Origin of the sequence: Microcoleus sp. ARI1-B5, from assembly GCF_036705795.1 — a bacterium.
Classification (GTDB): domain Bacteria; phylum Cyanobacteriota; class Cyanobacteriia; order Cyanobacteriales; family Microcoleaceae; genus Microcoleus.
This window is the reverse complement of the sequence record NZ_JAUBVK010000018.1, coordinates 53,500-77,785: the sequence shown is the minus strand read 5'-3', so window position 1 is coordinate 77,785 and position 24,286 is coordinate 53,500. Positions and strand designations below refer to the sequence as shown.

The following is a 24,286-nucleotide window of genomic DNA, read 5'->3' as shown; positions in this document are numbered from 1 at the left end:
CGCCCCTACAGGTTTTTGACGGAGGGTGCAAGAGATCGGGTTAAATAGATATGATTGCTGTAGGGGCGGGTTTTACAAACTATCATTGCCTAAAATCAATAATCTCATAAACCCGCCCCCACCGGATGACACAATCTTTCATTGATTCGCACAAAACTTTTCCACGCAACGCACAAACATTTCTACACCCATCCCCAGCGCCGTTTCATCAAAATCAAAGCGCGGGTGATGGTGCGGGTAAGCCAAGTTTTTATCGGGATTAGCAGAACCCAAAAAGAAATAGCAGCCGGGGACTTCTTGCAAAAAGAACGACATATCCTCGCCGCCCATTGTTTGACATTCCGGCACTATTCCCGCAGGAGTTTCTACAACCGATTCTGCTACGCTGCGCACCAATTGGGCCATGGTCGAATCGTTGATAACTGGCGGGTAAAGGGCGCAATAATCGAGTTGGTAATTTGCGCCGTGACTCTGACAAATTCCGGCAATTACTTGTTCTATTCGCTTTGCAAAATAACCTTGATATGCAGGATTGAAATAGCGCACCGTGCCACCGATTTGAGCGGTATCGGCAATGACGTTGTGGGTGTGGCCTGCGTGGAATTTGCCGACAGTTACTACCGCTGAGTCGATCGGGTCAATGTTCCGCGCTACAATTGCCTGCAAAGCGCTGACAATTTGGGCTGTAACTACGATCGAGTCCACAGTCTGATGTGGCATTGCGCCGTGCCCGCCTTTGCCAAAAATCGTGCAGTCAAAAACTTCGACAGCCGCCATCAGCGCGCCGCTGCGGACGCCTACAGTGCCTAAAGGTAGATTGTTCCACAAATGCAAGCCGACGATCGCATCAACATCAGGATTCTGCAAAACTCCCGCTTCAATCATCGGTTTTGCGCCGCCCGGGCCTTCTTCGGCGGGCTGAAAGATGAATTTTACCTTACCCGAAAAGCTGTGTTTGTGCTTGGCGAGATAGCAGACTGTACCGAGGGCGATCGCAGTGTGGCCGTCGTGACCGCAAGCGTGCATAATTCCGTCATGCTGCGATCGATAATCCACCTCATTTTCCTCTTGAATCGGCAAAGCATCCATATCCGCCCGAATTGCCAAAACCCGCCCGGGTTTGCCGCTGTCAATAGTTGCGACAACACCCGTTTTAGCAATATTAGTTTGATGCTCAATTCCCCATTCCTGCAACTTTTGCGAGACAAACTGCGCCGTTAAATTCTCGTCAAAACTCAATTCCGGCTTTTGGTGCAAGCGGCGGCGCCATTCGACTAGCTGAGGCTGCAAATTTCTAATCTCCAGCCGCAACTGAGATAAATCTACAGAGGTTAAATTCGGTAAAGTAGAAACCATTTTTCATTCTCCTTATAACAATTTGTGAAACTCTCTCTTTTCTTTCTCTGCGCTCTCTGCGCTCTCTGCGGTTCAAATAAAATCTTAGTTTTTAACCACAGAGGCCGCAGAGTACGCAGAGGAAGAGAAGAATCAGAAAGAGAGGTGTTTAGAATAGGGTTATTTAGAAGTCTGAGGAACTAAATTAACCCCTGGTAGCAACCGCTCTAAATCTAATTGGGAAGCAACTTTAGCTAACTTAGCAAGGTCAGTCGGGTCATCTAAATGTGGCAAAATACCCAACACGGGTATTTGAGTCAGGGACTGGATCAAATCGATCGGCGCCAAATCGGCAATTTCTTGTTCCGAACAAGCTTGAACGCAATTGAGCACAATGCCTCTAAGCTGAAAACCCGCGTGTCTGGCGAGAGCAACGTTCGCTACAGCTTGCCCGATCGCCCCCAACCTCACAGGTACCACCAAAACTCCCCTCAGCCGCCAATCCCTGGCAATATCGGCCACCGTCAGTTCCCGCGTTACAGGGGAACCCAGCCCTCCCAAAGCCTCGACCAGCACAAAATTCTTGCGCTCACAGAGGCTTTGCAGCGCCGTCCAGACCTTTTCGAGTTCGATCGGTCTCCCTTCCCGTTCCGCAGCAACCGGCGGTGCTAGAGGCGCGCTAAAGTGCAGCGGATTGAGTTCTGCGGGGGATTGGTCGAGGCTAAATAAACGGGTGTAGAGTTCGCGATCGCCCGTTCCGGTTTGCAACAGCTTCATAATTCCCAAACTGCGATCGGGAAAATACATTTGCCAATAAGCAGCCAGAGCGCTGGTCAAAACAGTTTTGCCCGCGTCGGTATCAGTTCCAGCAATTAGCAGCGAGTTCATTGGCAAATAGCTATTCATTCAGTTGACAGTTGACAGCTTGCGCTGAGCGAAGTCGAAGGGTTGACAGTTGACCTGGAAGAGAGACCTCTACCTGGAAGTCCGAGGATTGGAGTAATGAATAGTCGGATTTTAATTTCTCCCGAAAAAGCTTGGGGCTTTAAACCAATTCTTTCTGGTAAGTAATTGGCTTCAACTTCAGTCTAGGGGAATTTTGCCAGAACTAGGGTGAAGGCGAGGGTGCGGGAGTTGGTGCAGGTTCCGGCGAGGGTGCGGGAGTCGGTGCAGGTTCCGGCGACGGCGCGGGAGTCGGTGCAGGTTCCGGCGACGGCGCGGGAGTCGGTGCAGGTTCCGGCGACGGCGCTGGAGTGGGTGCGGGAGTCGGCGCTGGAGTCGGTGCGGGAGTCGGTTTGGGTGCGGGAGTCGGTGCGGGAGTCGGTGCGGGCGTCGGTTTGGGCGCCGGAGTCGGTGCGGGCGTCGGTTTGGGCGTCGGTTTGGGCGCCGGAGTCGGCGCGGGCGTCGGTTTGGGCGCGGGAGTCGGCGCGGGAGTCGGTTCTGGCGTCGGTTCTGGCACTGGGGTTGGTTCCGGCAAAGGTGCTGGGCTTGGTTCGGGCAAAGGTTCTGGGCTTGGTTCGGGTAAAGGTTCTGGGCTTGGTTCGGGTAAAGGTTCTGGGCTTGGCGCTGGCAAAGGTTCTGGGCTTGGCGCTGGTGTCAGTTGTGGGGTTGGAGTTGGCAAAGGTTCCGGGTTTGGTATCGGAGTCAGTCTCGGCGTCGGATTTATGGCTGGTGGTGGCGCTGTCGGAGTGGCTTTGGGCGTCGGTTTGTTGAGAAATGAGCCTACTAAGGCCCAGGAACCGAAGCCTGTCAAGATTACTAAGCCTGTTAGCAGTCCGATCGCAGCGACGGGATTGTCCCAAAAAGAGCCACCAGCAGGCTCAATTAGCGGGTCTGGCTGGTTTTGCGGGCCGGCACTTAGGGGCACCATCGGCTCGGGAGCGGGCGGCCTGCCCACGGCTACCGTTGGTATTAGGGAAGCGTTTGACGGCACGACTGCTGGCGCGGGCGGTACGGTTGGCGCGTTAGATTGAGGATTGGTTTTGCCGTCGAGTGCTTGGGCGACTTCGCTGACAGATTGATATCGATCGCCCGGAGAACGGCTTAACATCCGATTCAACACCAAAGCCAAACCCGGGCTTACCTGCACTCGCTGCTGCCAATTCCACTGCAGCGTCGTTTGATCCAGCAATTCCTGCGGTTCTTTGCCCGTCAGCAGGACGATCGCCGTTACAGCTAAAGCATACAGGTCGCTGCTGGCCGTTGCGCGCCCGCTGTGCAACTGTTCCATCGGCGCGTAGCCAATTTTACCCACAGTTGTCGCGTGGGCTGTTCCTTCGGGAGACTGAACTTTAGTGGCGAGTTCTTTCACCACTCCAAAGTCAATCAGTACCGGCAGTTGGTCGTTTTCCCTGCGGATGATATTTTCCGGGGAGATGTCGCGGTGGATGATGCCGCGCGCGTGGATGTGAGCCAGTACCGGCAGCATTTGCCGGATAAATACTAAGACTTCGGCTTCGCTGAAGGGGCGGCCTGCGTTCGTTCGATCGAGCAACAGTTCGCGGTAAGTCATCCCTTCCACGTAATCCTGCACTAAAAACAAACGTTGATTCTCTTCAAATATTGCCCGAAACTGGGGAATTTGCGGGTGTGCAATTTGGTAAAGTATTGCCGCCTCTCTTTGAAACAATTCCTTCGATTTTTCCAAAACGTAAGGCCCGCTTTGCACCGGAATCAACTCTTTCAGGGCGCAGCGTTCTTGAAACCGCCCCAAATCTTCTACTAAATAAGTGCGGCCAAATCCCCCTTGACCTAAAATATTCACCAAGCGGTAGCGGTTTTGTAGGAGAGTTCCAATAGCAATAGGTGGCTGCATAAGTTTAAGTAGAAACTGTTAAAAAATAGGCGAGCGCTGGCCGACTTAGAATGTTAAATCTTTAATGCTCAAGATCGTACTTCACTGTCTGTAGTTCCCAGTCCCGATGAAAGTTAGCATTTTACTTCTTTTTGAGCAACTTTGAGAAATTAGGCGCAAGCGGGCGATCGAGAAGAATGGGCAACCACGGGGGGTTTGCCCCTACATTTCGTTTTTTTGGGCGATCGCAAAGGCGAAAAATTAGGAGGCTGCTACATTCTTCCTGATGACTGCTGTCAACTGCCAACTGCCAACTACCAACTGCCACAGGTCAACTACCAACAGTCAACTGTCAACAGTCAACAGTCAACAGTCAACAGTCAACTGTCAACTGTTAAGCTTTGCTTTCACCATGTCTTGAATTCTGTTACCGTCTGCTTTGCCTTTAAGCTGCTGCATTGCCTTGCCCATCACCTTGCCCATATCTTTTGCAGAAGTAGCGCCCACCGAGGCAATCACTTCCTCAACCACTTGACTCACCTCGAAGTCTGACATCTGCGCCGGCAAATACTCTTCCAGAATTGCCAACTCCGCCTCCTCTTGTGCCACTAAATCTTCGCGGCCACCTTTGCGGTATTGCTCGATCGAATCCCGGCGCTGTTTGGCTATTTGCATCAAAATTTCCAGTTCTTGAGCTTCTGTCAGCGTCTCTTGGCCCGAAGGACGGAGGCTGACCTCTTTTTCGAGAATAAATTTCTTGATGCCGCGAACAGTTTCCAAGCGAACTTTGTCCTTGGACTTCATGGCTGCTTTGATTTCTGCGTCAATGCGTTCTCTTAAGCTCATCGATTTCTACCTGGGTTTGCTATATCAAAAATCCGGAGTATGCTTCAGATTCTTAACTTTTTTTACAGTATTTTTCAAGTTTATTGCCTCTTGGTGGCATTTTTATCGCCTTGAACCCGGACTCCGGCCTTCGACAGAATTTTGGGCGGCTGCACTTCCAGTCCCAGCTCCAACCAGTTTCTCCGACATACGAATGCCAGTCCTATTCAGTTCGCCTAACGTCACACTTGCGGCCGCCCCGAAAGTTAAATCTATCAGAAAATTGGCTGAATATTTCTAGTTTCCGATGGTAAGATGGCGGTAAAATAAACGTCTTGCAAGAGGCCTGCTGTGATCCGTTCTGCTACTTTACCGCTTCCGCTTCCCGAGCCGCCGGTTTCTGCTCACGACCGTCTGCGGCTGTTCTCCGGTTCTGCTAATGTTCCCCTCGCCCAAGAGGTGGCTCGCTATCTGGGGATCGATTTGGGGCCGATGGTTCGCAAGCGGTTCGCTGATGGGGAACTCTACGTTCAAATTCAAGAATCGATTCGGGGCTGCGATGTTTACTTGATTCAGCCAACTTGCTGTCCGGTAAACGATCGCCTCATGGAATTGTTAATTATGATCGATGCTTGTCGCCGCGCTTCGGCCAGACAAGTTACTGCCGTGATTCCCTACTACGGCTATGCTAGGGCAGACCGCAAAACGGCCGGAAGAGAGTCAATTACTGCGAAATTGGTGGCTAATTTGATTACTGAAGCTGGGGCAGGTCGCATTTTGGCGATGGATTTGCACTCAGCTCAGATTCAAGGTTATTTTGACATTCCTTTCGATCACGTTTACGGTTCGCCGGTGCTGTTGGATTATCTGGCGAGCAAGCAGTTGACGGATATTGTTGTGGTTTCGCCGGATGTTGGCGGAGTCGCTAGGGCGAGAGCTTTTGCCAAAAAGCTGGGCGATGCTCCCCTAGCAATTATTGACAAGCGCCGCCAAGCTCACAACGTCGCCGAAGTGATGAACGTCATCGGGGATGTCAGAGGCAAAACAGCCGTGTTAGTGGACGATATGATCGATACTGCGGGGACGATTACCGAAGGCGCGAGATTGTTGCGCCGCGAGGGTGCGAGACAGGTATATGCTTGTGCTACTCATGCGGTTTTTTCACCTCCGGCGATCGAGCGTTTGTCTAGCGGAGTCTTGGAAGAGGTAATTGTTACAAATACAATTCCCGTACCTGAAGAAAACCGTTTTGAGCAGTTGACGGTGCTTTCGGTAGCGAATTTGCTGGGCGAAACTATTTGGCGGATTCACGAAGATAGTTCTGTTAGCAGTATGTTCCGCTAGAGGGGAAAGACTCTTTTTGAATGTTTGTTTTAGGGTGCGTTAACAAGAGTGTGTAACGCACCCTTTTTTATATCGGATATCCCCTCGCATCCCCCTTAAAAAGGGGAGTAGGGGTAGACTTCGATCGAGTTCTTGTCCCCCCCTTAAGAAGGGGGGCTAGGGGGGATCAGGCTTAATTGCACCGTTTGGAGATCCCCCTAAATCCCCCTTAAGAAGGGGAGTAGGGGTAGACTTTGATCGAGTTCTTGTCCCCCCCTTAAGAAGGGGGGTTAGGGGGGATCAGACTTAACTGTACCCTATTGAATTTTATAATATTCGTGCGATCGCGCTTGAGATCGCCGGAACAAGAGATGGTAAAATTCTATCTTGTTGTCTGAGAAGCGCGACCTTTTCATATTCTAGAGATGTCTCGCCAAAAAAGGGGTAAAGAAGGAAAAACTATGAAACATTCACTGGTACGAGCAGCAGCCGCACTCGCAGGTTCAGCAATCTTAACACTCGGGGCGATCGTTCCGGCAAAAGCATATACATTTGAGGAAACCGAAATTAACCAAGACCGAGTAATTGCGATCGCCCAACCCCGCGCTTTGGGCGGCTACCAATTGCTAATTGTAGAACAGGTGACAGACAAGCGGCAATGCTGGAGCGAAAGCGGCTCTAATCCCGTGAGAGTCGATCCGTTATTAGTTACTTTTGATTTCACCGGCATTTGCGGCCGCGCCACAGACAGCAACGGCTTTTCTATTCGCATGGCCGGCACCGATTTAGCATTAAAATACAGCCTGAGTTTGCAAAGCGTTGACGGCAATGTTGTACTAATGGGAACACCCAGCGATCCCAACGCTCAACCGATAATTATCGGCCGCACAAACGGCGATGTTAACGGCTTTATGAAAATCACTCTCGATCCCGCTTGGCGCTTCACTAAAAGATCTTATCAAGGCAAAGTATTAGGTCACTTTTATTTCACTAGCAGTCAACCCGCACCGGGCGAAACCGGCAATACCGGAGGCAATACCGGAGGCAATACCGGAGGCAATACTGGAGGCAATACTGGAGGCAATACCGGAGGAAATACTGGCGGTAATACTGGAGGAAATACTGGCGGTAATACCGGCTCTTCTACATTCGGAGATATTGCTACCGATATCTACTCTTCCGAAATAAAAGAAGCTGTGGGCCTTGGGTTTGTAGCCGGGTTTTCTCAAGATAATACCTTTCGGCCGCAACTTGCCGTTACGCGAGAGCAATTGGTATCTTTAGTATTGGAATCTTTGAAAGGAATACAAGGTGCTAATATCACATTTCCTAGCAATGTTTCTACCCGTCCCTACAGCGATGTTGATAGCTCGCGCTGGAGTGCCGGAAAAGTTCTATTTGCGCGGGACAATAAAATAGTCAGCGGTTATAAAGATGGAACTTTTAAACCTACGCAACCCGTCACTCGCGCTGAATTGATGGCGGTGCTGCGGAGAGCGGCGGAATTTGGTTTGTCGGCGCGGGGAAAGCAGCAGGATTTAGTTGCTAAAGAGCCGCCTAAAACTTTTTCCGATACTCAGAATCATTGGGCTGCTGCTATTATTAATCAAATGTCGGGTTATTGTGGTGTTGCTTCCGCTGTTAACGAAGTTGGAACTCGTTTTGCTCCCGATGATTCTGCAAAGCGGAATTACGCGGCGGCGGCTACTTTGCGGATGCTGAAATGCGTTAAGGCTCAGTAATATTGTGTCCGTTCAATAACCGATCATCTAGGTGTTTGTAGTGAGGACTTTAGTCCTCAGATTATAAGGACTAAAGTCCTCACTACGAACCTATATTACGCTACCAGAAATAATTGGTTGAAAGCCTCTCACGAGTGAGGGAGAAATTAAAATCAGACTATTCATTACTCCAATCCTCTTCCTTCTAGGTAGAGGTCGCTCTCCACAGGTCAACTGTCATGAACGTCAACTGTCAACTGTTGAAGCTACACCATAATCAGTATACGGTCGTTTGTATGGCGGTTGCAATCCCAAAACGATATCCTCTCTTGGCACTCCCATTTCAACTAATTCCTCTGCTGGATTTTCCTCGGTCAAATTTTGCTGAAGCCAGATTTTTCCATCTTTGATGTCAATGTGAATGATGCTTTGATAAATCCGGGTTAAGTGTTCCCAGCCGACATTCATCCACTGATAATGATCTCGTTCTGTGTCGCAGATAAGTTGCACTTCGACTTCATCATCAGAAACATCATCTTCGGCATAACGGGTGATTAATATCTGAACGTATTGACGATATTGAGCTAGTTTGTCCATTGCACAATTACCTCATTTGTTGAATCGTATACGATTAGAAATACCTGATACTGTTGTACCGCAGCTTGAGTAAATTCAGACTGAAAAAATGTTCTCTACACGTCAATTGGTACTGCCAAGTATAGTTTCCGATTAGGTTCAACAGATGCCAGCCCTAGCCGATAACTGAGAAATTGTCCCAATGCAGCATAAAAGTCTGTAATTGCAGAGGGATTAAGGAAGCTTTTGATTTCGACTGCAATTTTCTCCCCTCCTCGCTCCGCTGCGACTAACCTTTCTGCTCCCAAATCGACCTGAAATTTAATATTGCCAAACTTAAACTTTAGCGGATGGGCAGTAATCACCCACTGTTCTTTTTGAAGGGCCCGTTTTACGGATTCGTGGAAGGTATCTTTGGCGGACACAAATTTAATCTCAGCACGATCGCATACAACTATAAATCCTAGCGAAATTCTAGTATATTGTCAATCAGTAAAACACTAACTTTATCAAATTTTTTTAGCCAAGGCAGACTGAAGTCCTCACTACAAACCAGTTCGTAGTGAGGACTTCAGTCCGCATATTACTTGTTTTCTGACTCTATCTCTTTGCGTTTCTTCTTTGATGTCTGTTTGCGAGTTTTTTTTACGGGGATTGTCTCTGACTCGGGCTGTGCGATTTCTGCGGTTGATTTGCACAATTCATTCAACAATTTCTGCTGAGATTCGAGCTCATTCAGCCGATTCGAGGCTGTTTCTAGTATTTGTTTTCCCTGTCGGGCTTGGATGGTAGTTTTATTTTCGATCGCATCCAGCAACACAAAAACTGATACAATTTGCCAAATATCCAAATCATCGCCGATGACATCGCACTTAGACACGACTTTGCCGTTTTCGGGGACGTGAATCCCTAAGCCCGAAGCTTGGATGAGCGGCTGGATTTCTGCTATGCTTAAATCCGCCAGGTCGGTAATTTTATGATCGAGCGATACGAAATCTGCTAAATCTGGTAAATTGATTGATTCTGTCGCTACAGCATCGAACTTGAAGGTAAGAGTTTGATTTAAAGGATCGGAAATGGCGTAAATTGATTGAACGTGCGATCGACTAACCGCACCTTTCTCAAAAAAATCTTGGCCTAAAGGCGCGATCCTCTTCGTTGATGAGCCTCCCGTAGGGGCGGGCTTCGCTAACGCAATTTTACCATTTTCCGCAACCTCCAAAATCTCCAAATTAACCAAAGTCGCCGCCGCAGTCTTCACAAAAACCTCATCCAACCCCAGCAAATGGGCCAATTCCTGCAAAGTCGGCGGGGGTTCAAACTCAACACCCGCCCGCAAAATAAACTCTTCCAACACATTAAACTCGCGAGGTTCGCTAACCGCCACCTCCAGCGGAGTTTGGCGAATTGCAAAGCGGAATTGACGCGCCGCCAACACCGACAAACCCGGATTTTGTTGCTCAATTTGTGCCGCTAGCGAACTTAAATTCGCGTCAATTTGTTTAGCTGAGGATGCTAGCAACATCTACAAAACCTCCGCAGCGACGCACCGTTTTTGAAACTTCCTGATACATTTTTCCCACAGTACCTAGTTGTTGGGTAAATAAATCGTGACAGCCGACAACTACCAGCAATTCCTGAGCGCGGGAAAATGCTACATTCACCCGTTCCGGTTCCTTAGCAAAACCAATATCGCCCCTAATATTATTGCACACTGTGCTCACAATAATCACAGGTCTTTCCATCCCTTGAAATATGTCAACCGTACCAGTGCGGATGCTCAAAGAAGGAAATCTTTCGGCTTCTATTCTATCTTTAATTGCGTTCAATTGAGCGCCGTAAAAAGTGATAATCCCGATTTCCTTCGGCGGTTCACCCTCTACCATTTTAGGCCGCCAAGCGGTTTCCATCTGTTCGCACAAAAGCTCGATCGCATCAATCTCCTTAACATTCAACCGCGAAGTACCCTGCTTTTCCTCTTCAAACCCTTGTCCCACGGGCGTTTTTACCCACAGGACGTGATTGTTTTCCTGAATGATGTCACCTGCGAGATGGTGCGCGCGTCTCGTGTCAGCTTCCAGAATACCGCAGTTGAGTTTTTGCTGGTAAAACTGATTGATTGCGCCCATAATTTGCGGGTGCATTCGGTATTGAGTTGTCAGCATTTTTTTGATGCCGTCGTTAGCTTTTTCAAACAACACTTTGAACAGCGATTCTTTGATAAAACTAAGTTCCTCTCCCGTACAGCCGATGTCTTCGGCGATATCATCGATCGTACTTTGATTAAACATCGGCGGCAATTGCCTGTGATCGCCCACCAATACTAACTTTCTGCCCTTCAAAGCCGGAATCAACAACTCTGGCGGAGTGCATTTACTAACTTCGTCAATGATGACTGCATCAAAGCTGGGAAAGTTTTTGCTAAAATCAAAGCTGGCGGCTTGCACGCAGGTAATGCCGATGACGTTGGCATTGTCAATATAAATTTGCTTTAAATCATTGCGGTCTTTTTCTGATGGATTGCGGAGTTTTTCAATCCAATCTGTGACAAAGTTTTGAGAACGATTGAGGGCTGTTTGTTCTCGTTCTAATTCCCGCTGCCAATGTTTGAATAAACGCTTGATTTTGCTTAAAAAATCTACGCTGAACAATCCGGTACTCGGAACTTCCGGCTGGTATTTTTCGGGGATAGTTTGCCATGCTGACTCCCACCAACTTCTTTCAATAATTAATGCTGCTGTCGGCTGCTGCTGTTGCAGTCGATCGGTAATTTCGCTCAATTCTGCTTGAAGTTCCGCGAGTTGCTGCTGCGAAGCTGCGGCGGCAATTTGCAGCGGGGATAATTGCTCGTCGAGAGTATTTTTGATAACTTCCAAAATGCCGAACGGATCTAAGTCAGCAATGGATTTTTCAAGCTGAATGGCGCTGGTTTTCCAAGCCTCAACTTGCTTGACAAACTGCTGCGGTTGCTCCCAAATATTTGACTTTTGCGCGAGATATTGGGCGGCTAGAATCCGCAACTTTTCCGGTACGTTTGGCTGTTCGACAATTGCTTGCAACAAATTCGTAACTTCGCTAATTTTTAAGTTTGCTTCTTGCTGCGCTGTTTCTACCCGAACTTGCGCGGCAGATATTTGCTGCTGGCTGACGGTTTGACCGATTTTATCTAATAACTGCTGCTGTTTAATTAGTTGTTGTTCGGTTTCGGTTTTCAGGGGAACTATGCACTGGCGGGCGTTTCCGAGGATGCTGTGCAGCAATTCTTTGACTAGGCGATCGCAGGTTGCTTGGATTTGATTCGGCTGCAAGGATTGACTGTAAAATTGTTGAATGTTACCTAAGAAAGTGTCAGCTTTTTCGATGATAAATTTGCGCTGGCTGGGGCTGAGTTGGGCATAGCTGGCGAAGTCTTTGGCTAGTTGCTGCCATTGCGCCCGATCGCCCGCAGCGAGCACGATCGGCATTTGACTCAAATTTAGGTGCAAAAACTCGCTAAACCGGAACTGCTGCCCTTGAATGTCCTTAAAACCCGCGCTGGCTTCATGGGCGATCGCCTTTTGCAGTCTTTCTAAATCGGGCAAACTGACTTTACACTTCGGCGGGACGATCGGCAATTTGAGCGATCGCGCAATTTTCAGCAATCCTGCGGGCAATTCTACCATATCATCCGTCAGCATCGCGCCCGTTTCCCCACAAGATTGCACAACAGTATAAAGTCGGGTATCAGCCGTCTCAATCCACTCTGCAACACTGACGACAACCGCCGCAATTTCCGCTTTTCGCAGTTCCAAATTACTGATTTTCTGTTCGAGATTGTGGCGGTGCGTCTGATTTTGCCGATCGCCCAACTGTAGCTGATTCACAGCATCCGACATCTGCCGCGACACCCGCAGCGACTCCGCAACCCCTGACATAGCGCGACAAACATCCTGGGCGCGATCGAAAGCAGCCTTAAATTCCGATAATTGCGCTGCTACAGTTTCCCGCAGCCAAACCGCAATCCCAAACGCGCCGCAAGCAGGGCGATCGAAACCAATTTGAATAGCACTGGTAGCACAAATCCGCACATTTGCCATAAAGTTCTCGACTAAAACATTCCCTTCCGAATAAGGTTTTAGTTTCGGCATAAACTCGGCAACATCTGAAGATTCCCAGTTAATCTCCGGCGCAGCCAGCAGATTATCTAGCCCATTACATAAAAATTCTCGCTCGCTTTTGGCGGTTAAACTTTCTTCGCAAGCAGCAGCTTGTGCGCTCAACTTTTCCTCAAGATCTGCCTTGCTGTCGTGGAGGTGTTTTAGTTCCTTAAAAAAACCTCTCTCGGCGGCAAAGTAGGCGTTAAATCTGTCGAAGTCTGCCAGCAACTGTCCCAACGATGTGACATTAATTTGGCGCTGCGAGAGCTTTTGTTCGCAGTCAGCCGCCGTATTTTGCAGCCAAGTGCCGATCGCATTTTCCTCCAAAAACGGCTGGCCTTCTTCCTGCACCTTATGGGCTTTTCCCTTCCGCAAAGCCCGAATCGCCGGATTGTGAACCAACCGACTCAAAGCATTATCAACCGCCAAATTTGCCTGAGAAGCAATCAGCGTTTTGCCGCCCTGACGCGCAATTTGATAGCAAATCTCCGCAATCACCGTCGTTTTTCCGGTTCCCGGCGGCCCTTGAATCAAAATTAAATCCCGCGCCGACAGCACCATTTCCACAGCGGCGAGTTGGTCGTCGTTAGCATTGCGATTTAATAAGTTTTCTCGCTCCAATTTAACCAGTTTTTCGGGCAATCTCGCCTGGGAAGAGTCGAATAAAAACTCGCTCAAATAGGGATTTTGAGCGCGGCCATCGGTCAGCATTTTTAAAGCTTTCTTCTTGCGATCGATCTGACTGATATCGCCCGCCGCCTCGAAATACAAGAATCCTTGTTTGGGAAGTTGATATCTGCCGCCCGCCATGCGATCGCCCAAATCAACATCCAACTCGATCCGTAATTTGCTGCGTTCAAAGTCAATTTCGGCGATGCTACCCAAAGTCTCGCCATCGCGGCTGCTTCTGCTTCCGGGCGGCGAATCAAACAAGATAATTTCTTCATTTTTGGCTTGTTTGAGCCGTTCGCGAAAGTCGCCGACTTGTAAGGAATTCTCATCGTAGCCGTCAAGAGTTGCGGAAGTGCGATCGATTTCAAAAGTAACGATTTTGAAGCCGGAACCGTAATTGTGAGCGCGGAAAGGTACGCAAAATTGACGCGCTTCGGCGATGCGTTGTTCTACATTTAAGAAAGTGTGCCAAACTTTTAATTGTTCGGTAGTCGGTATGTGTCTGTCGTCCCAAAATGGCATTTTTTGGACGCGGGCGATCGACTTTGCAGGAATTGGCGATCTACTTTTAGCCAAAAGTCGCAATTGAACCGGCAAAGCATAGCCATCTTTTCTACCTCTAGGAACCGCCACCAAACCAGCATCCAGCAATTTTAAGCCGCCGATGCCATCTTCAGTGCGTACAGTTGCTAGCAAGCGCAAAGTGCGATCGGCTTTTTGCAACAATTCCGGCAATTCAAAATAATCTCCATCCGTAGCAAGAATCAATTCCCAGATTTCCTCTTCAGAAAATCTCTCATTTACCTTTTGGCGGCGCACGTAGAAAAGACTGTGGGATGCGCCGGCTATCTCCGACATCAGAAGTTCCGCACGATCTCTGCATTCCCAATCGCAATATTTCGCTAAAGTGCTGTCCCCTTCAATATCCCGAATAAATTTATTAATTGTGCGATCGCCGCTAAATTTATATCCCCAATCTTCTGCTACTAAAGATGGCATATTTTGATTTTAGATTGTAGATTTTGGATTTTAGATTGGATTTAAGATTAGCACATGGGAACTTATGCTGAGAAAATTGCTAAATCCCAAAGATTAACCTGCGCGCACATACACCGTACAGCTTACTGGTGTCAACTCACTTTTTCCGAAGCCTCGATCCCCCTCGCATACCCCCTACTCCCCCGATCACGCAGGGGAGTAGGGGTCGACTGTCGATCGCTCTTGTCCCCCCCTTAAGAAGGGGGGCGCCAGGGTGATCTAGACTTCGATACAAACCAGAGATACAAAAGCTTTCAGGCATCAGCACACACAACGCGCGCCTGCATCTGCACAATAAAATCAAAAGGGCGAACGATGGGACTTGAACCCACGAATGGTGGTACCACAAACCACTGCCTTAACCACTTGGCTACGCTCGCCATAACGTTTGTAACTATAGCATCATATCTCAGCAAAAGTCTAGGGGTAAAGCAAAAATATTTCAAAATATTTTTCAGCGTCCCTGAACCGATCGCATCAATTGTGCCTCAAATTCCAGGCACAGCCTGAGTTTAGCACAATTTTCGATTTAGGCCATCCGCAAATATCCCGCGCCAGAGCAGTGGCGCCGCCCGGCCTGTTGCAGGTTGCGGCAGCATCCCGATTCCGGCCAGCGGATTAAAATAGCCTCATAGCCATCCCTGCGTCAATTGTCAACTCATTCTCTTCTCTCTCTTCCTTCGCCCCGCGAAGGAAAGAGACAACAAAAGCGGTGCATTTAATAAAACTTCTTCACAATCCAAAATCTCAAATCTCTAATCTAAAATCGATATGAGCTACTGTATCAATCCAGAATGTCAAAAACCACAAAACTACCAAACAGCAAAATCTTGCTTAAACTGCGGCTTTAACCTGTTGCTGAGACAGCGGTATCGCCCGATTCAACTTTTAGGTAGAGGCGGATTCGGCAAAACCTTCCTAGCAATAGATGAAGACATCCCATCGCAACCGCGCTGTGCCCTCAAGCAATTTTATTTTCGCGATCGCGATCCCGAAAATTTCAACAAAGCCCTTGAGTTATTCCACCAAGAAGCAGTCCGTTTAGACGAACTGGGAAAACACCCGCAAATTCCCAAATTATTAGCCTGCTTTGAGCAAGAAGGCCATATTTATTTAGTTCAAGAATTTATAGACGGGCCGACTCTCAAACAAGAATTAGACGATAATGTATACGAGGAAAATCCAATTTGGCAACTGCTGCAAGACTTATTGCCCGTGCTGCAATTTATCCACGACAAGCGCGTCATTCACCGCGACATCAAACCCGAAAATATTATCCGCCGCCTGTCGGACAACAAACTCGTATTGATCGATTTCGGCATTGCCAAACTGCTGACTGATTCAGCCATACTCCGTTCAGCAACGCTCATCGGCAGTCAAGATTATGTAGCTCCCGAACAAATGCGCGGCAAAGTATTTCCTGCTAGCGACCTTTACAGTTTAGGTGTTACTTGCATTCGCCTGATGACGCAAGTTCCGCCGTTGGATATGTACGACTGCAAAACCGAGCGCTGGTGGTGGCGCGAGTTTCTCCCCAAAGGCACGAGTATTAGCGGCGAGTTAGGTGCAATTTTAGATAAATTGCTGCAAACTCATCTCAAGGAGCGGTACAGTTTTGCTGCGGAAGTTTTGCAAGATATCAATGCAGCTTTAGATATTCGCCAGCAAAATTTGCTTGTGCCGAAAAAGCCGTAGCGTAGCGGGGATCCATCCATCGCCCCTACTCTCCTCGATAGCCACAACTCATCTAATATCAACGCGCCACAAACTCCCGAGCCTCCGATTTCACCGACCCAAACCGCCGCCAATCGGGCAGAAACTTTGTCCTTATCTGCGATTTCAAATCTCGCTCCGACCGTGATTTCTGCCGGGGGAGTTGATTATACCAAACTGCGGAATTTTTTGTCAAGCAAAAAGTGGCAAGAAGCCGATCGCCAAACTTGGGCCGTGATGTGTCAGTCTCTCTCCCTGACACCGGGAACTCAGCTAGAAATCAGCCAAATTTACCAGCTACCGTGTCCTGATTTGCAAACAGTCGATCGGCTGTGGCTGCACTACAGTCAAGGTCGGTTTGGCTTCAGTTAACAGTTGACAGTTGACAGTTGACAGTTGACAGCGTTAATCAGTTGACAGTTGACAGTTGACAGTTGACAGCATACAGGTTGACAGTTGACAGCATACAGGTTGACAGTTGACAGTTGACAGTTGACAGCGTTAATCAGTTGACAGTTGACAGTTGACAGTTGACAGCGTTAATCAGTTGACAGTTGACAGCGTTAATCAGTTGACAGTTGACAGTTGACAGTTGACAGTCAATTACCGATTACCAATTAGCGATTACCAATGACTCATCACTAATGACTAATGACTAATGACTAATGACTTAACTCTATCGGAAAGCAGAGAAATTGCTCCAGCTAGATGTATCCTGCGAGCGAGGTTTGACGCGCTCGCTTGTCGCACAATGGATGCTGAAGGCGAACACAGTTAAAATCTGCAATTCTCAGGCTTTAACAACAGAACTAAAGAGAGGTATCGAGCCGTGTTTTTTCATAAAAAACAACTAATGTCTGCGGTAAAAGTAGACGAAGCAAACCCGCGTTTTGCCCAATTGCTCCTAGAACAGTTTGGCGGAGCAACCGGAGAACTGACCGCAGCTTTGCAATACTGGGTGCAGTCCTTTCACTGTGAAGATCCAGGGATTAAGGATATGCTCCAAGATATTGCGATCGAAGAATTCAGTCACTTAGAAATGGTTGGCAAACTCATCGAAATGCACACCAAAAACGTTGACCAAACAGATGCTTACAAAAGCACATTGTTTGCAGTGCGCGGCGTAGGCCCGCACCTGTTAGACAGCCAAGGTCAAGCTTGGACGGGTGCTTATGTCAACGAAGGCGGCGATGTGGTGCGCGATTTGCGCGCTAATATCGGTGCGGAAGCCGGAGCTCGCCAAACCTACGAAGAATTGATTAAACTAGCGCCGGATGCGGGAACGAAAGAGACGCTGCACTTCCTGCTGACTCGCGAAATTTCTCACACTCAAATGTTCATGAAAGCTTTGGAAGCGATGGGCAAACTCACCGATCCGCTGTTCGGCAATATTCCGCCAGATTCCACCGTGGATCTATACTTTAACTTGTCTACAAATGGCAAGGACGAACGCGGCCCTTGGAACTCTGAACCTACTTTTCAGTACATCGCCGAACCAGGCCCGAGAGCTTAATTTGATAGTGGTGTAGTTGTGTGGGGTGCGCGACTTGAGAGATGCCGGCGAAAAGTCGAGCAACTTTCTGGTCGCGCACCCGACGGTGTATAATTATTTGAAATTTCCCGATCGAACATTAAGATCAAATCCATATTGAAATTGCGATCGACCTATTTATTAGTTTCTCACGGCAGCCGCGACCCCAGACCCCAAGTAGCTTTGGAAAACCTAGGTCAACTCCTGTCTCAAAATTTGGCTGACTCGTTCCCCGCAGTAGCCACCGCCACCCTAGAACTGGGCCCCGCGCCGCTGCACGAACAAATTTGCAGTTTTGGCGAACGTACCCTGTCGCTGGGGCTGACTCAATTGCAAATCCTGCCCGTATTTTTATTACCGGGAGTTCACGTCGCCGAAGACATACCGGCAGAGGTGGAAATTGCCCAAAAAACTTTTGGTTCCCGGCTAAAAATTGAAGTGCGCCCGCATTTAGGTTCCCAAGCAGCAGGATTAACAAACTTGCTAAAAACTCAGATGCAAGAGGTAGCTTTTCTCCCCAATTTGCTGTTACCAAAATGGATTTTACTATCTCACGGCAGTCGCCGCCCGTCCGGTAACTCGACAGTTGAAGAAATTGCCAGCCAACTCGGCGCAGAGACAGCTTATTGGTCGGTAAAGCCGAGCTTGGAAGAACGAATTGACAGTTTGGTTCGCGGTGGACAGCAGCAAATAGGAATTGTGCCATACTTCTTATTTAATGGAGGAATTACAGATGCGATCGCCAAAAATGTCGCACAGTTAAAGCAGCAATTTCCCACGGCAGAGCTTCATCTCGCAAATCCTCTAGGCGCAAGTGTAGAATTAGCAGACTTAATAGGGAATTTAATTCAACAATGAACCGCAGAGTTGGGACTTAGTTGACGATTAAATAGACAGAATAGTACACTTATAGACTGATCTATGGTGTATTTATGTTTAAACCTCACGAATTTGGGAGGAAACTTAGTCTTTCGGTAAAAACCCTTCAGCGCTGGGACGCTCCTGGGAAGCAGCCCGCGAAACGTACCTTGTCGGGTCATCGCTTTTACACGGAGGATGACCTTTTGATAGCTAACTGACAATACAGTGTTGAGGTCGAACAATGCTTTTATCCATCAAAACAAAGTTAAAGCTAAACAAGAGTCAGGCAACGGTCATGAGCAAACACGCTGGAATAGCGAGGTTTACTTATAACTGGGGATTGGCTACTTGGAGTAACCTTTATAAAGATGGATTGAAGCCTAATAAATACCTGCTCAAGAAATTCTTTAACAATCATGTAAAGCCTGAGTTTACATGGATTAAAGAAGCGGGAATTTGCCAGAAGATAACTCAATATGCTTTCGACAATCTTGGTGATTCCTTCTCCTTGTTTTTCTCAAAAAAAGCTGGATATCCCAAATTCAAGAAGAAGGGGCATCATGATTCATTCACGATTGATGCAGGTAGCAAACCAATTCCGGTAGGTGGTACGTCCATAAAGCTACCAACAATCGGTTGGGTAAAAACCTATGAAGGATTGCCTCATACTACTTGCAAGTCAATCACTATTTCACGTACCGCCGACAGTTGGTTTATTGCTTTTGCCTACTTCAAGGAGCATGAGCCAACTGTAAAGCAACACGATGTGGTGGGTGTTGACTTGGGAGTTAAAGAGTTGGCAACGCTTTCGACAGGAGTTGTTTTCCCTAACCCAAGGCATTACAAAACGCATCTCAGTAAGTTGCGTAGGCTGTCAAAGGAGTTATCGAGAAAGACGAAAGGTTCCAGCAATAGATTTAAGGCGAAACAAAAACTCTTAAAACATCACGCTAAGGTAGCGAATCTCAGAAGAAATACTCTCCATCAAATCACTACTTACTTATGCAAAAACCACGCAACGATAGTAGTAGAGAATTTGAATGTTTCGGGGATGCTAGCCAATCACAAACTAGCTCAAGTCATAGCTGATTGTGGATTCTATGAATTCAAGCGTCAGCTAGAATACAAGGCTAAAAAGTTGGGCTGCGAAGTAATCATTGCTGACCGTTGGTTTCCTTCGAGTAAGACTTGTTCAAACTGCGGACATATTCAAGATATGCCGCTGAGAGAAAGGACTTACAACTGCGGAAGTTGTGGTCATTCAATGGACAGGGATTTGAACGCAGCAATTAATTTATCGCGCTTGGCTAAAACGTGAAAGCTTACCGAGGGATAACCGCTCCCATGCTCCCCATGAAGTAAGAAGCAAATGTCTAGACTTGTCTAGTATTTGTATAGCAGACACAGAAGACGTAAAGGAATCCAGAAAAATGTCTTTAGGTAAAGTGTATTTAGTAGGTGCGGGGCCCGGAGACCCGGGTTTGATGACTTTGAAGGGAAAAGCTCTGTTAGAGTGTGCGGATGTGGTGATTTACGACGCTTTAGTCAGCCCTCAAATTTTGGCAGCAATCAACCCGCAAGCAGAACGAATTGATGCCGGCAAACGCAAAGGCCGTCACTCGTTAATACAAGACGAAACTACTCAGCTATTGATAGAAAAAGCTGGAGATAATGCGATCGTAGTTCGGCTCAAAGGCGGCGATCCGTTTATCTTCGGCCGCGGCGGTGAAGAAATGGAAGAGTTGGTAAAAGCTGGAGTTGCGGTTGAAGTCGTGCCCGGTGTAACTTCTGGGATTGCGGCCCCTGCTTATGCGGGAATTCCTCTCACACACCGATCGTACAGTTCGTCAGTCACCTTTGTCACCGGTCACGAATCAGCCGGAAAATATCGACCGGAGGTAAATTGGCAGGCGATCGCCCGCGGCTCCGAAACTATTGTAGTATACATGGGAATCCACAATTTGCCTCACATTATCGGCCAGTTGACAGCAGCCGAATTGAGCGCAGAAACGCCCGTAGCATTAGTGCGCTGGGGAACGCGGCCCGAACAAGAAGAATTGATCGGAACTTTGGGTACAATTGTAGAGCAAGTGGAGGCGACTGGATTTGCCGCACCTGCGATCGCAGTAATCGGAAACGTCGTCAATTTGCACTCGATATTGTCGCGCACTCGCCCAGTTTCTCTGACTCAAGACTTACCCATCGGCGGCTAGAAACCAGGTTGATACGAAAAATTTGCGGCGAGGAACGAGAAATATGCGAATAAACCGGGTTTCTGAGATCGCAAGTGCGTCGGGGAGTAAAACTGTCCGGGCTTGAAGTATCTGCAATAGAGGTAGTCGATGAGTTCCAAATTAGTTCCGCAAGCAACAAAGCCCCAACCTCGATCGAATTCAGCCTTCAAGCAATTATGGTCAATGCACGCGGTGATGGCAACCTGTTATCTGCTGCTGTTGGTTGGGGGATTTTGGATGGTTAAAATGCCAGACAATACACCATTACAAGGCAACGCTTATACTTTGCATAAATCCATTGGGGTGTTGACAATTGGATTGCTAACTTGGCGTATTTTCATTTTGCAGCGAGTTTGGTGGCGCAAGTATACGCGCCGCCTTCCCAAGTTTACAGGTGAGTGGATTCGCACGTTTCTACTGCACACGGCAATTTATTTGTTTATGCTAGCGGTTCCTCTGAGCGGAGTTTTCCTCTCTAATTCCTATAAAAGCGGGCATATCCATTTCTTCGGGCTTACAACCTTGCCAGATATTTTTCCTCAAAATGCAGCGGTTGTAGGGCTGGCACGAGACTTACATTTCTGGATTGCTTATACTTTCCTGGCATTTATTGTACTGCACGCGATCGACCAACGAAAATATGTGCGATCGCTTTGGAGACGAGCTACCCAAGCCGTGAAAAAATCAACGTTAAGTTAACATTAATCAGCCCTGGACGTATCCATAACATATTTATGTCATTGCTCGGGGGGAGCGTTAGCTTTCGCTCCGTTTCTCAGACTGTAGAATAAATTTAAATATTGCATCTGTAGTCATTAGTCATTGGTAAGCGGTAATTGGTAATTGGTAATTGGTAATAGTACGCCATACTCAGTCAAAAGTTGCTAGTCCAGATTTCTGTGCTACTAAGTAATGACTAATGACGGCAGGACTCATGACTCATGACTAATGACGGCAGGACTCATGACTAATGACGGCAGGACTAATGATTTCAACGCGCCACCTGCCGCATATACTCCCCCCACAACTGAGCAGCATTTGCACTACCTCCCCCAGTCGGAGAATTATCATCATTTCCCAACCAAACTCCCGTCACCAGTTGCTGGCTGGGAATATAACCGACAAACCACAAATCTTTATTATCATTAGTCGTGCCTGTTTTTCCAGCTTCTCCCAACCCCAAAGCAGCACTGCTCCCCGTACCTCCCCGCACCACACCTTGCAGCATATCAGTCATCGTATCCGCTACCTCTTCAGAAACTAACTGCCGGTTGGCAATCCCATCTTTTTGATAGTCATAAATCACCCGACAACTGTTAAAATCATTTCGATCTTTGCAATCGCTGCTGTCAATAATTCGCTTGATTACGTGGGGGCGATTCCCCAAACCCCGATTCGCTAAAACCCCGAACGCACCCGTTAATTGCAATACGTTAACTTCACTTTCACCTAACACCAAACCGGGGGAAGAACGCAGGGGAGATGTAATACCCAAACGTCTGGCCATGCCCACTACATTGTCTAAACCGACATCTTGTGCTACTCTCAAAGCAATTGCATTTTCCGACTGTGCTAAACCCCGATACATATCAGCACTGCCGCTAGTTCTTTCGCAGCCGCTGTAACTTTGTCCGCCCCAGGAAAGCGGTTCGCAAGAATAAGTTTGGCTGGCTGGGATGCCGCGTTCGAGGGCCGCTGTATAGGTGAAAATTTTAAAGGTAGAACCGGGCTGTCTCAATGCTTGGGTAGCCCGATTAAACTGACTTTGCAAGTAATCTACGCCCCCAACTAAAGCTAAGACTTCCCCAGTTTTAGTATTGAGAGTTACGACGGCTCCTTGAGAAAAACCTGCACTCGCTCCGGCATTTTCTACAGCATTTTTTAGGGAAGCTTCAGCCACTTTTTGCAGGCCGGGATTCAAGCCTGTTTCTACAATAAAATTGCCTTCTCTGGCTAACTGCTCCCCCAGCAAAAACTCCAATTCGTCAAATACATAATTGTAGAAATAAGGCGCGATCGTACTTTGCAGGTATTGGCGGGCTTTGGGATTGATGTCAATTCGCGATCGCCTCGCGCGATCGGCTTCTTCCTGAGAAACCGTCCCCATGGCGCGCATCCGTTCGATCACCCGATCGCGGTACTGCACCGCCAACTGATAATTTTGAATCGGGTTAAAACTGTTTGGTGCCGGCAAAATGCCCGCCAAAGTCGCCGCCTCCGACAAACTCAAATCCTTCGCCGACTTGCCAAAATAAAACTGAGCCGCATCCTCAAAACCGTACAGGTCAATTCCCAAAAACACGCGATTTAAATAAGTCAGCAACAGCTCATCTTTGCTGTAATAACTCTCCAGTTTCAAAGCAACTACGGCTTCCCGCAACTTGCGTCCTGCCGAATCTTGAGTTCCCACATAATCTCGAAACAAACTCCGCGCTAACTGCTGCGTCACAGTGCTGCCGCCTTCGCGAATTCCTCCCCCGCGAACATTCGTCAACAGCGCCCGCAAAACGCCGATCGGATCTACTCCCAAATGCCAATTGTAGCGGCTGTCTTCTGAAGCAAGTACCGCCTTGGATAAATAAGGCGAAAAATCCTGCAATCGCTTTAATTCTAGGTGAGCGTTATTCTGAGGAGGGCGCAGCGGAGTTTGTCCGTCGCGGGCGTAAACAATCACGGGGCCGTTGATACTTCTCGGCAGAGGCCGCACATGAAACTTGGTCGATTCAGCACCTACCAACACCGCTATCAAAGCGGTGATTCCGCTGACGCCGTAAAAGCTGTAACGCACAAGTTCCAAATACCAAGGCGGCGGATCTACGTACTGAATTCTGACGGCGGCGGCGAGTTCCGGCGGCCCTAAAGTGAACACGTCTCCGTGACGCAGGGACATACTTTTAACTCGCCTTTTTCCGGCGTAAATGCCGTTGGTGGAGTCTTCATCTTTAATTACAAAAGGTGTTCGCCGTCGAGTATCCCGCGCTAGGGATAGGTGGACGTGACTGACAACGGGATTGCGAACTACAATATCTGAAGCTTTGGACGATCGACCTAACAAATATCGATCGCCCAATAGCGGATAAACCTCAGCTTTAGCTGCACCCGCATCCTGCACCCACAGTTCGGGTACTTTGGCATTTGGTTTCAGGGCTAGCTGGTTAAAATTAACCTTGGCAATTGTCTGGACTGCTTGGGTAATCGCACCCAAGACGGTTTGAGGTTTGCGGGGCGGCTGCGGTGGGGTCATATTTCGCTGTAGACTACGATCGAGCGATCGGCTCTTGCACCATTCTACTCGCAACTTTTGGCTATTTTCAAAAGCAGGTCCGATCGGGGAAAAATCTAGTTTTTATGGATATATCTGGAAAGAAACCCGGTTTCTGGCCTGATTGCACCAGTGGCTCTCAAACCCGGTTTCTGGCGAAAATCTCGGTTGGGTGGCTAAATATCTCCAAAGAAACCCGGTTTCTGGCCTGATTGCACCAGTGGCTCTCAAACCCGGTTTCTGGCGAAAATCTCGGTTGGGTGGC

Annotated in this window: 18 protein-coding genes, 1 tRNA gene and 1 pseudogene; 10 read left to right on the top strand and 10 right to left on the bottom strand. The window is 48.1% G+C overall.

Going from position 1 to position 24,286, the window contains the following annotated elements; all coding sequences use genetic code 11:
- Positions 1–138 precede the first annotated feature (138 nt).
- The 4 genes from QUB63_RS23250 to QUB63_RS23235 all read right to left on the bottom strand — a co-directional run bounded on the left by QUB63_RS23250 (position 139) and on the right by QUB63_RS23235 (position 4,975).
- Entirely contained in the window at positions 139–1,356 is a 1,218-nt protein-coding gene (locus tag QUB63_RS23250; protein ID WP_332947683.1) for a M20 family metallopeptidase, read from the bottom strand.
- A 159-nt stretch (positions 1,357–1,515) separates the two neighbouring features.
- Positions 1,516–2,223 (bottom strand): dethiobiotin synthase, encoded by a 708-nt coding sequence (gene bioD, locus QUB63_RS23245; RefSeq protein WP_332947734.1) that lies wholly within the window; start codon positions 2,221–2,223, stop codon positions 1,516–1,518.
- A gap of 220 nt (positions 2,224–2,443) precedes the next feature.
- Positions 2,444–4,150 carry a serine/threonine-protein kinase gene (locus tag QUB63_RS23240; protein WP_332947682.1) on the bottom strand — a complete coding sequence of 569 codons (1,707 nt, stop codon included), beginning with the start codon at positions 4,148–4,150 and terminating at the stop codon, positions 2,444–2,446.
- Positions 4,151–4,516: 366 nt separating this feature from the next.
- Entirely contained in the window at positions 4,517–4,975 is a 459-nt protein-coding gene (locus QUB63_RS23235) for a GatB/YqeY domain-containing protein (protein ID WP_332947681.1), read from the bottom strand.
- Between the two features lie 330 nt (positions 4,976–5,305).
- Between QUB63_RS23235 and QUB63_RS23230 the strand changes: the two genes are divergently transcribed.
- Complete coding sequence (locus QUB63_RS23230) at positions 5,306–6,298, top strand: ribose-phosphate pyrophosphokinase (RefSeq protein ID WP_332947680.1); 993 nt, start codon at positions 5,306–5,308, stop codon at positions 6,296–6,298.
- Positions 6,299–6,738: 440 nt separating this feature from the next.
- Complete coding sequence (locus QUB63_RS23225; protein ID WP_332947679.1) at positions 6,739–8,019, top strand: DUF3747 domain-containing protein; 1,281 nt, start codon at positions 6,739–6,741, stop codon at positions 8,017–8,019.
- A 225-nt stretch (positions 8,020–8,244) separates the two neighbouring features.
- Here the strand turns inward: QUB63_RS23225 and QUB63_RS23220 are convergent, their stop codons facing one another.
- The 5 genes and pseudogenes from QUB63_RS23220 to QUB63_RS23200 all read right to left on the bottom strand — a co-directional run bounded on the left by QUB63_RS23220 (position 8,245) and on the right by QUB63_RS23200 (position 14,800).
- On the bottom strand, positions 8,245–8,595 hold the full coding sequence (locus tag QUB63_RS23220) for a XisI protein (RefSeq protein WP_332947678.1): 351 nt from the start codon (positions 8,593–8,595) through the stop codon (positions 8,245–8,247).
- Positions 8,583–8,999, bottom strand: a pseudogene (locus QUB63_RS23215) (XisH family protein). The gene QUB63_RS23220 and the pseudogene QUB63_RS23215 overlap by 13 nt, the downstream one beginning before the upstream one ends.
- A 158-nt stretch (positions 9,000–9,157) precedes the next feature.
- Positions 9,158–10,099 (bottom strand): hypothetical protein, encoded by a 942-nt coding sequence (locus tag QUB63_RS23210; RefSeq protein WP_332947677.1) that lies wholly within the window; start codon positions 10,097–10,099, stop codon positions 9,158–9,160.
- Positions 10,077–14,381, bottom strand: a complete 4,305-nt coding sequence (locus QUB63_RS23205; protein ID WP_332947676.1) for an AAA domain-containing protein — start codon at positions 14,379–14,381, stop codon at positions 10,077–10,079. The genes QUB63_RS23210 and QUB63_RS23205 overlap by 23 nt, the downstream gene beginning before the upstream one ends.
- Before the next feature lie 346 nt (positions 14,382–14,727).
- Positions 14,728–14,800, bottom strand: a tRNA-His gene (locus tag QUB63_RS23200).
- A 391-nt stretch (positions 14,801–15,191) separates the two neighbouring features.
- Between QUB63_RS23200 and QUB63_RS23195 the strand changes: the two genes are divergently transcribed.
- The 8 genes from QUB63_RS23195 (at position 15,192) to QUB63_RS23165 (ending at position 21,458) form a co-directional block, all read left to right on the top strand.
- A complete protein-coding gene (locus QUB63_RS23195; protein WP_332947675.1) occupies positions 15,192–16,115 on the top strand; it encodes a serine/threonine-protein kinase in 924 nt (307 codons plus the stop codon).
- A 162-nt stretch (positions 16,116–16,277) separates the two neighbouring features.
- The gene (locus QUB63_RS23190; RefSeq protein WP_332947733.1) at positions 16,278–16,505 is read left to right on the top strand and encodes a GUN4 domain-containing protein; all 228 of its coding nucleotides are present in this window, start codon (positions 16,278–16,280) and stop codon (positions 16,503–16,505) included.
- Between the two features lie 457 nt (positions 16,506–16,962).
- Entirely contained in the window at positions 16,963–17,646 is a 684-nt protein-coding gene (locus tag QUB63_RS23185) for a manganese catalase family protein (protein ID WP_332947674.1), read from the top strand.
- Between the two features lie 135 nt (positions 17,647–17,781).
- On the top strand, positions 17,782–18,522 hold the full coding sequence (locus tag QUB63_RS23180) for a sirohydrochlorin chelatase (RefSeq protein ID WP_442921841.1): 741 nt from the start codon (positions 17,782–17,784) through the stop codon (positions 18,520–18,522).
- Between the two features lie 74 nt (positions 18,523–18,596).
- A complete protein-coding gene (locus QUB63_RS35135; protein ID WP_442921842.1) occupies positions 18,597–18,743 on the top strand; it encodes a MerR family transcriptional regulator in 147 nt (48 codons plus the stop codon).
- Between the two features lie 23 nt (positions 18,744–18,766).
- Positions 18,767–19,843 (top strand): RNA-guided endonuclease InsQ/TnpB family protein, encoded by a 1,077-nt coding sequence (locus QUB63_RS23175; RefSeq protein ID WP_332947673.1) that lies wholly within the window; start codon positions 18,767–18,769, stop codon positions 19,841–19,843.
- Positions 19,844–19,955: 112 nt separating this feature from the next.
- A complete protein-coding gene (gene cobA / locus QUB63_RS23170; RefSeq protein WP_332947672.1) occupies positions 19,956–20,738 on the top strand; it encodes a uroporphyrinogen-III C-methyltransferase in 783 nt (260 codons plus the stop codon).
- Positions 20,739–20,867: 129 nt separating this feature from the next.
- On the top strand, positions 20,868–21,458 hold the full coding sequence (locus QUB63_RS23165; protein ID WP_332947671.1) for a cytochrome b: 591 nt from the start codon (positions 20,868–20,870) through the stop codon (positions 21,456–21,458).
- Between the two features lie 292 nt (positions 21,459–21,750).
- On the opposite strand, the gene QUB63_RS23160 is transcribed toward QUB63_RS23165, so the two are convergent.
- Positions 21,751–24,003 (bottom strand): transglycosylase domain-containing protein, encoded by a 2,253-nt coding sequence (locus tag QUB63_RS23160; protein ID WP_332947670.1) that lies wholly within the window; start codon positions 24,001–24,003, stop codon positions 21,751–21,753.
- Between the last annotated feature and the right edge of the window lie 283 nt (positions 24,004–24,286).

What these genes read in the sequence shown, in the direction of transcription:
- QUB63_RS23195 (WP_332947675.1), top strand. Translation starts at nt 15,192, where the DNA reads ATGAGCTACTGTATCAATCCAGAATGTCAAAAACCACAAAACTACCAA.
- cobA (WP_332947672.1), top strand. Translation starts at nt 19,956, where the DNA reads ATGTCTTTAGGTAAAGTGTATTTAGTAGGTGCGGGGCCCGGAGACCCG.
- QUB63_RS35135 (WP_442921842.1), top strand. Translation starts at nt 18,597, where the DNA reads ATGTTTAAACCTCACGAATTTGGGAGGAAACTTAGTCTTTCGGTAAAA.
- QUB63_RS23235 (WP_332947681.1), bottom strand. Translation starts at nt 4,975, where the DNA reads ATGAGCTTAAGAGAACGCATTGACGCAGAAATCAAAGCAGCCATGAAG.
- QUB63_RS23175 (WP_332947673.1), top strand. Translation starts at nt 18,767, where the DNA reads ATGCTTTTATCCATCAAAACAAAGTTAAAGCTAAACAAGAGTCAGGCA.
- QUB63_RS23160 (WP_332947670.1), bottom strand. Translation starts at nt 24,003, where the DNA reads ATGACCCCACCGCAGCCGCCCCGCAAACCTCAAACCGTCTTGGGTGCG.
- QUB63_RS23205 (WP_332947676.1), bottom strand. Translation starts at nt 14,381, where the DNA reads ATGCCATCTTTAGTAGCAGAAGATTGGGGATATAAATTTAGCGGCGAT.
- QUB63_RS23210 (WP_332947677.1), bottom strand. Translation starts at nt 10,099, where the DNA reads ATGTTGCTAGCATCCTCAGCTAAACAAATTGACGCGAATTTAAGTTCG.
- QUB63_RS23250 (WP_332947683.1), bottom strand. Translation starts at nt 1,356, where the DNA reads ATGGTTTCTACTTTACCGAATTTAACCTCTGTAGATTTATCTCAGTTG.
- QUB63_RS23220 (WP_332947678.1), bottom strand. Translation starts at nt 8,595, where the DNA reads ATGGACAAACTAGCTCAATATCGTCAATACGTTCAGATATTAATCACC.
- QUB63_RS23240 (WP_332947682.1), bottom strand. Translation starts at nt 4,150, where the DNA reads ATGCAGCCACCTATTGCTATTGGAACTCTCCTACAAAACCGCTACCGC.
- bioD (WP_332947734.1), bottom strand. Translation starts at nt 2,223, where the DNA reads ATGAACTCGCTGCTAATTGCTGGAACTGATACCGACGCGGGCAAAACT.
- QUB63_RS23165 (WP_332947671.1), top strand. Translation starts at nt 20,868, where the DNA reads ATGAGTTCCAAATTAGTTCCGCAAGCAACAAAGCCCCAACCTCGATCG.
- QUB63_RS23225 (WP_332947679.1), top strand. Translation starts at nt 6,739, where the DNA reads ATGAAACATTCACTGGTACGAGCAGCAGCCGCACTCGCAGGTTCAGCA.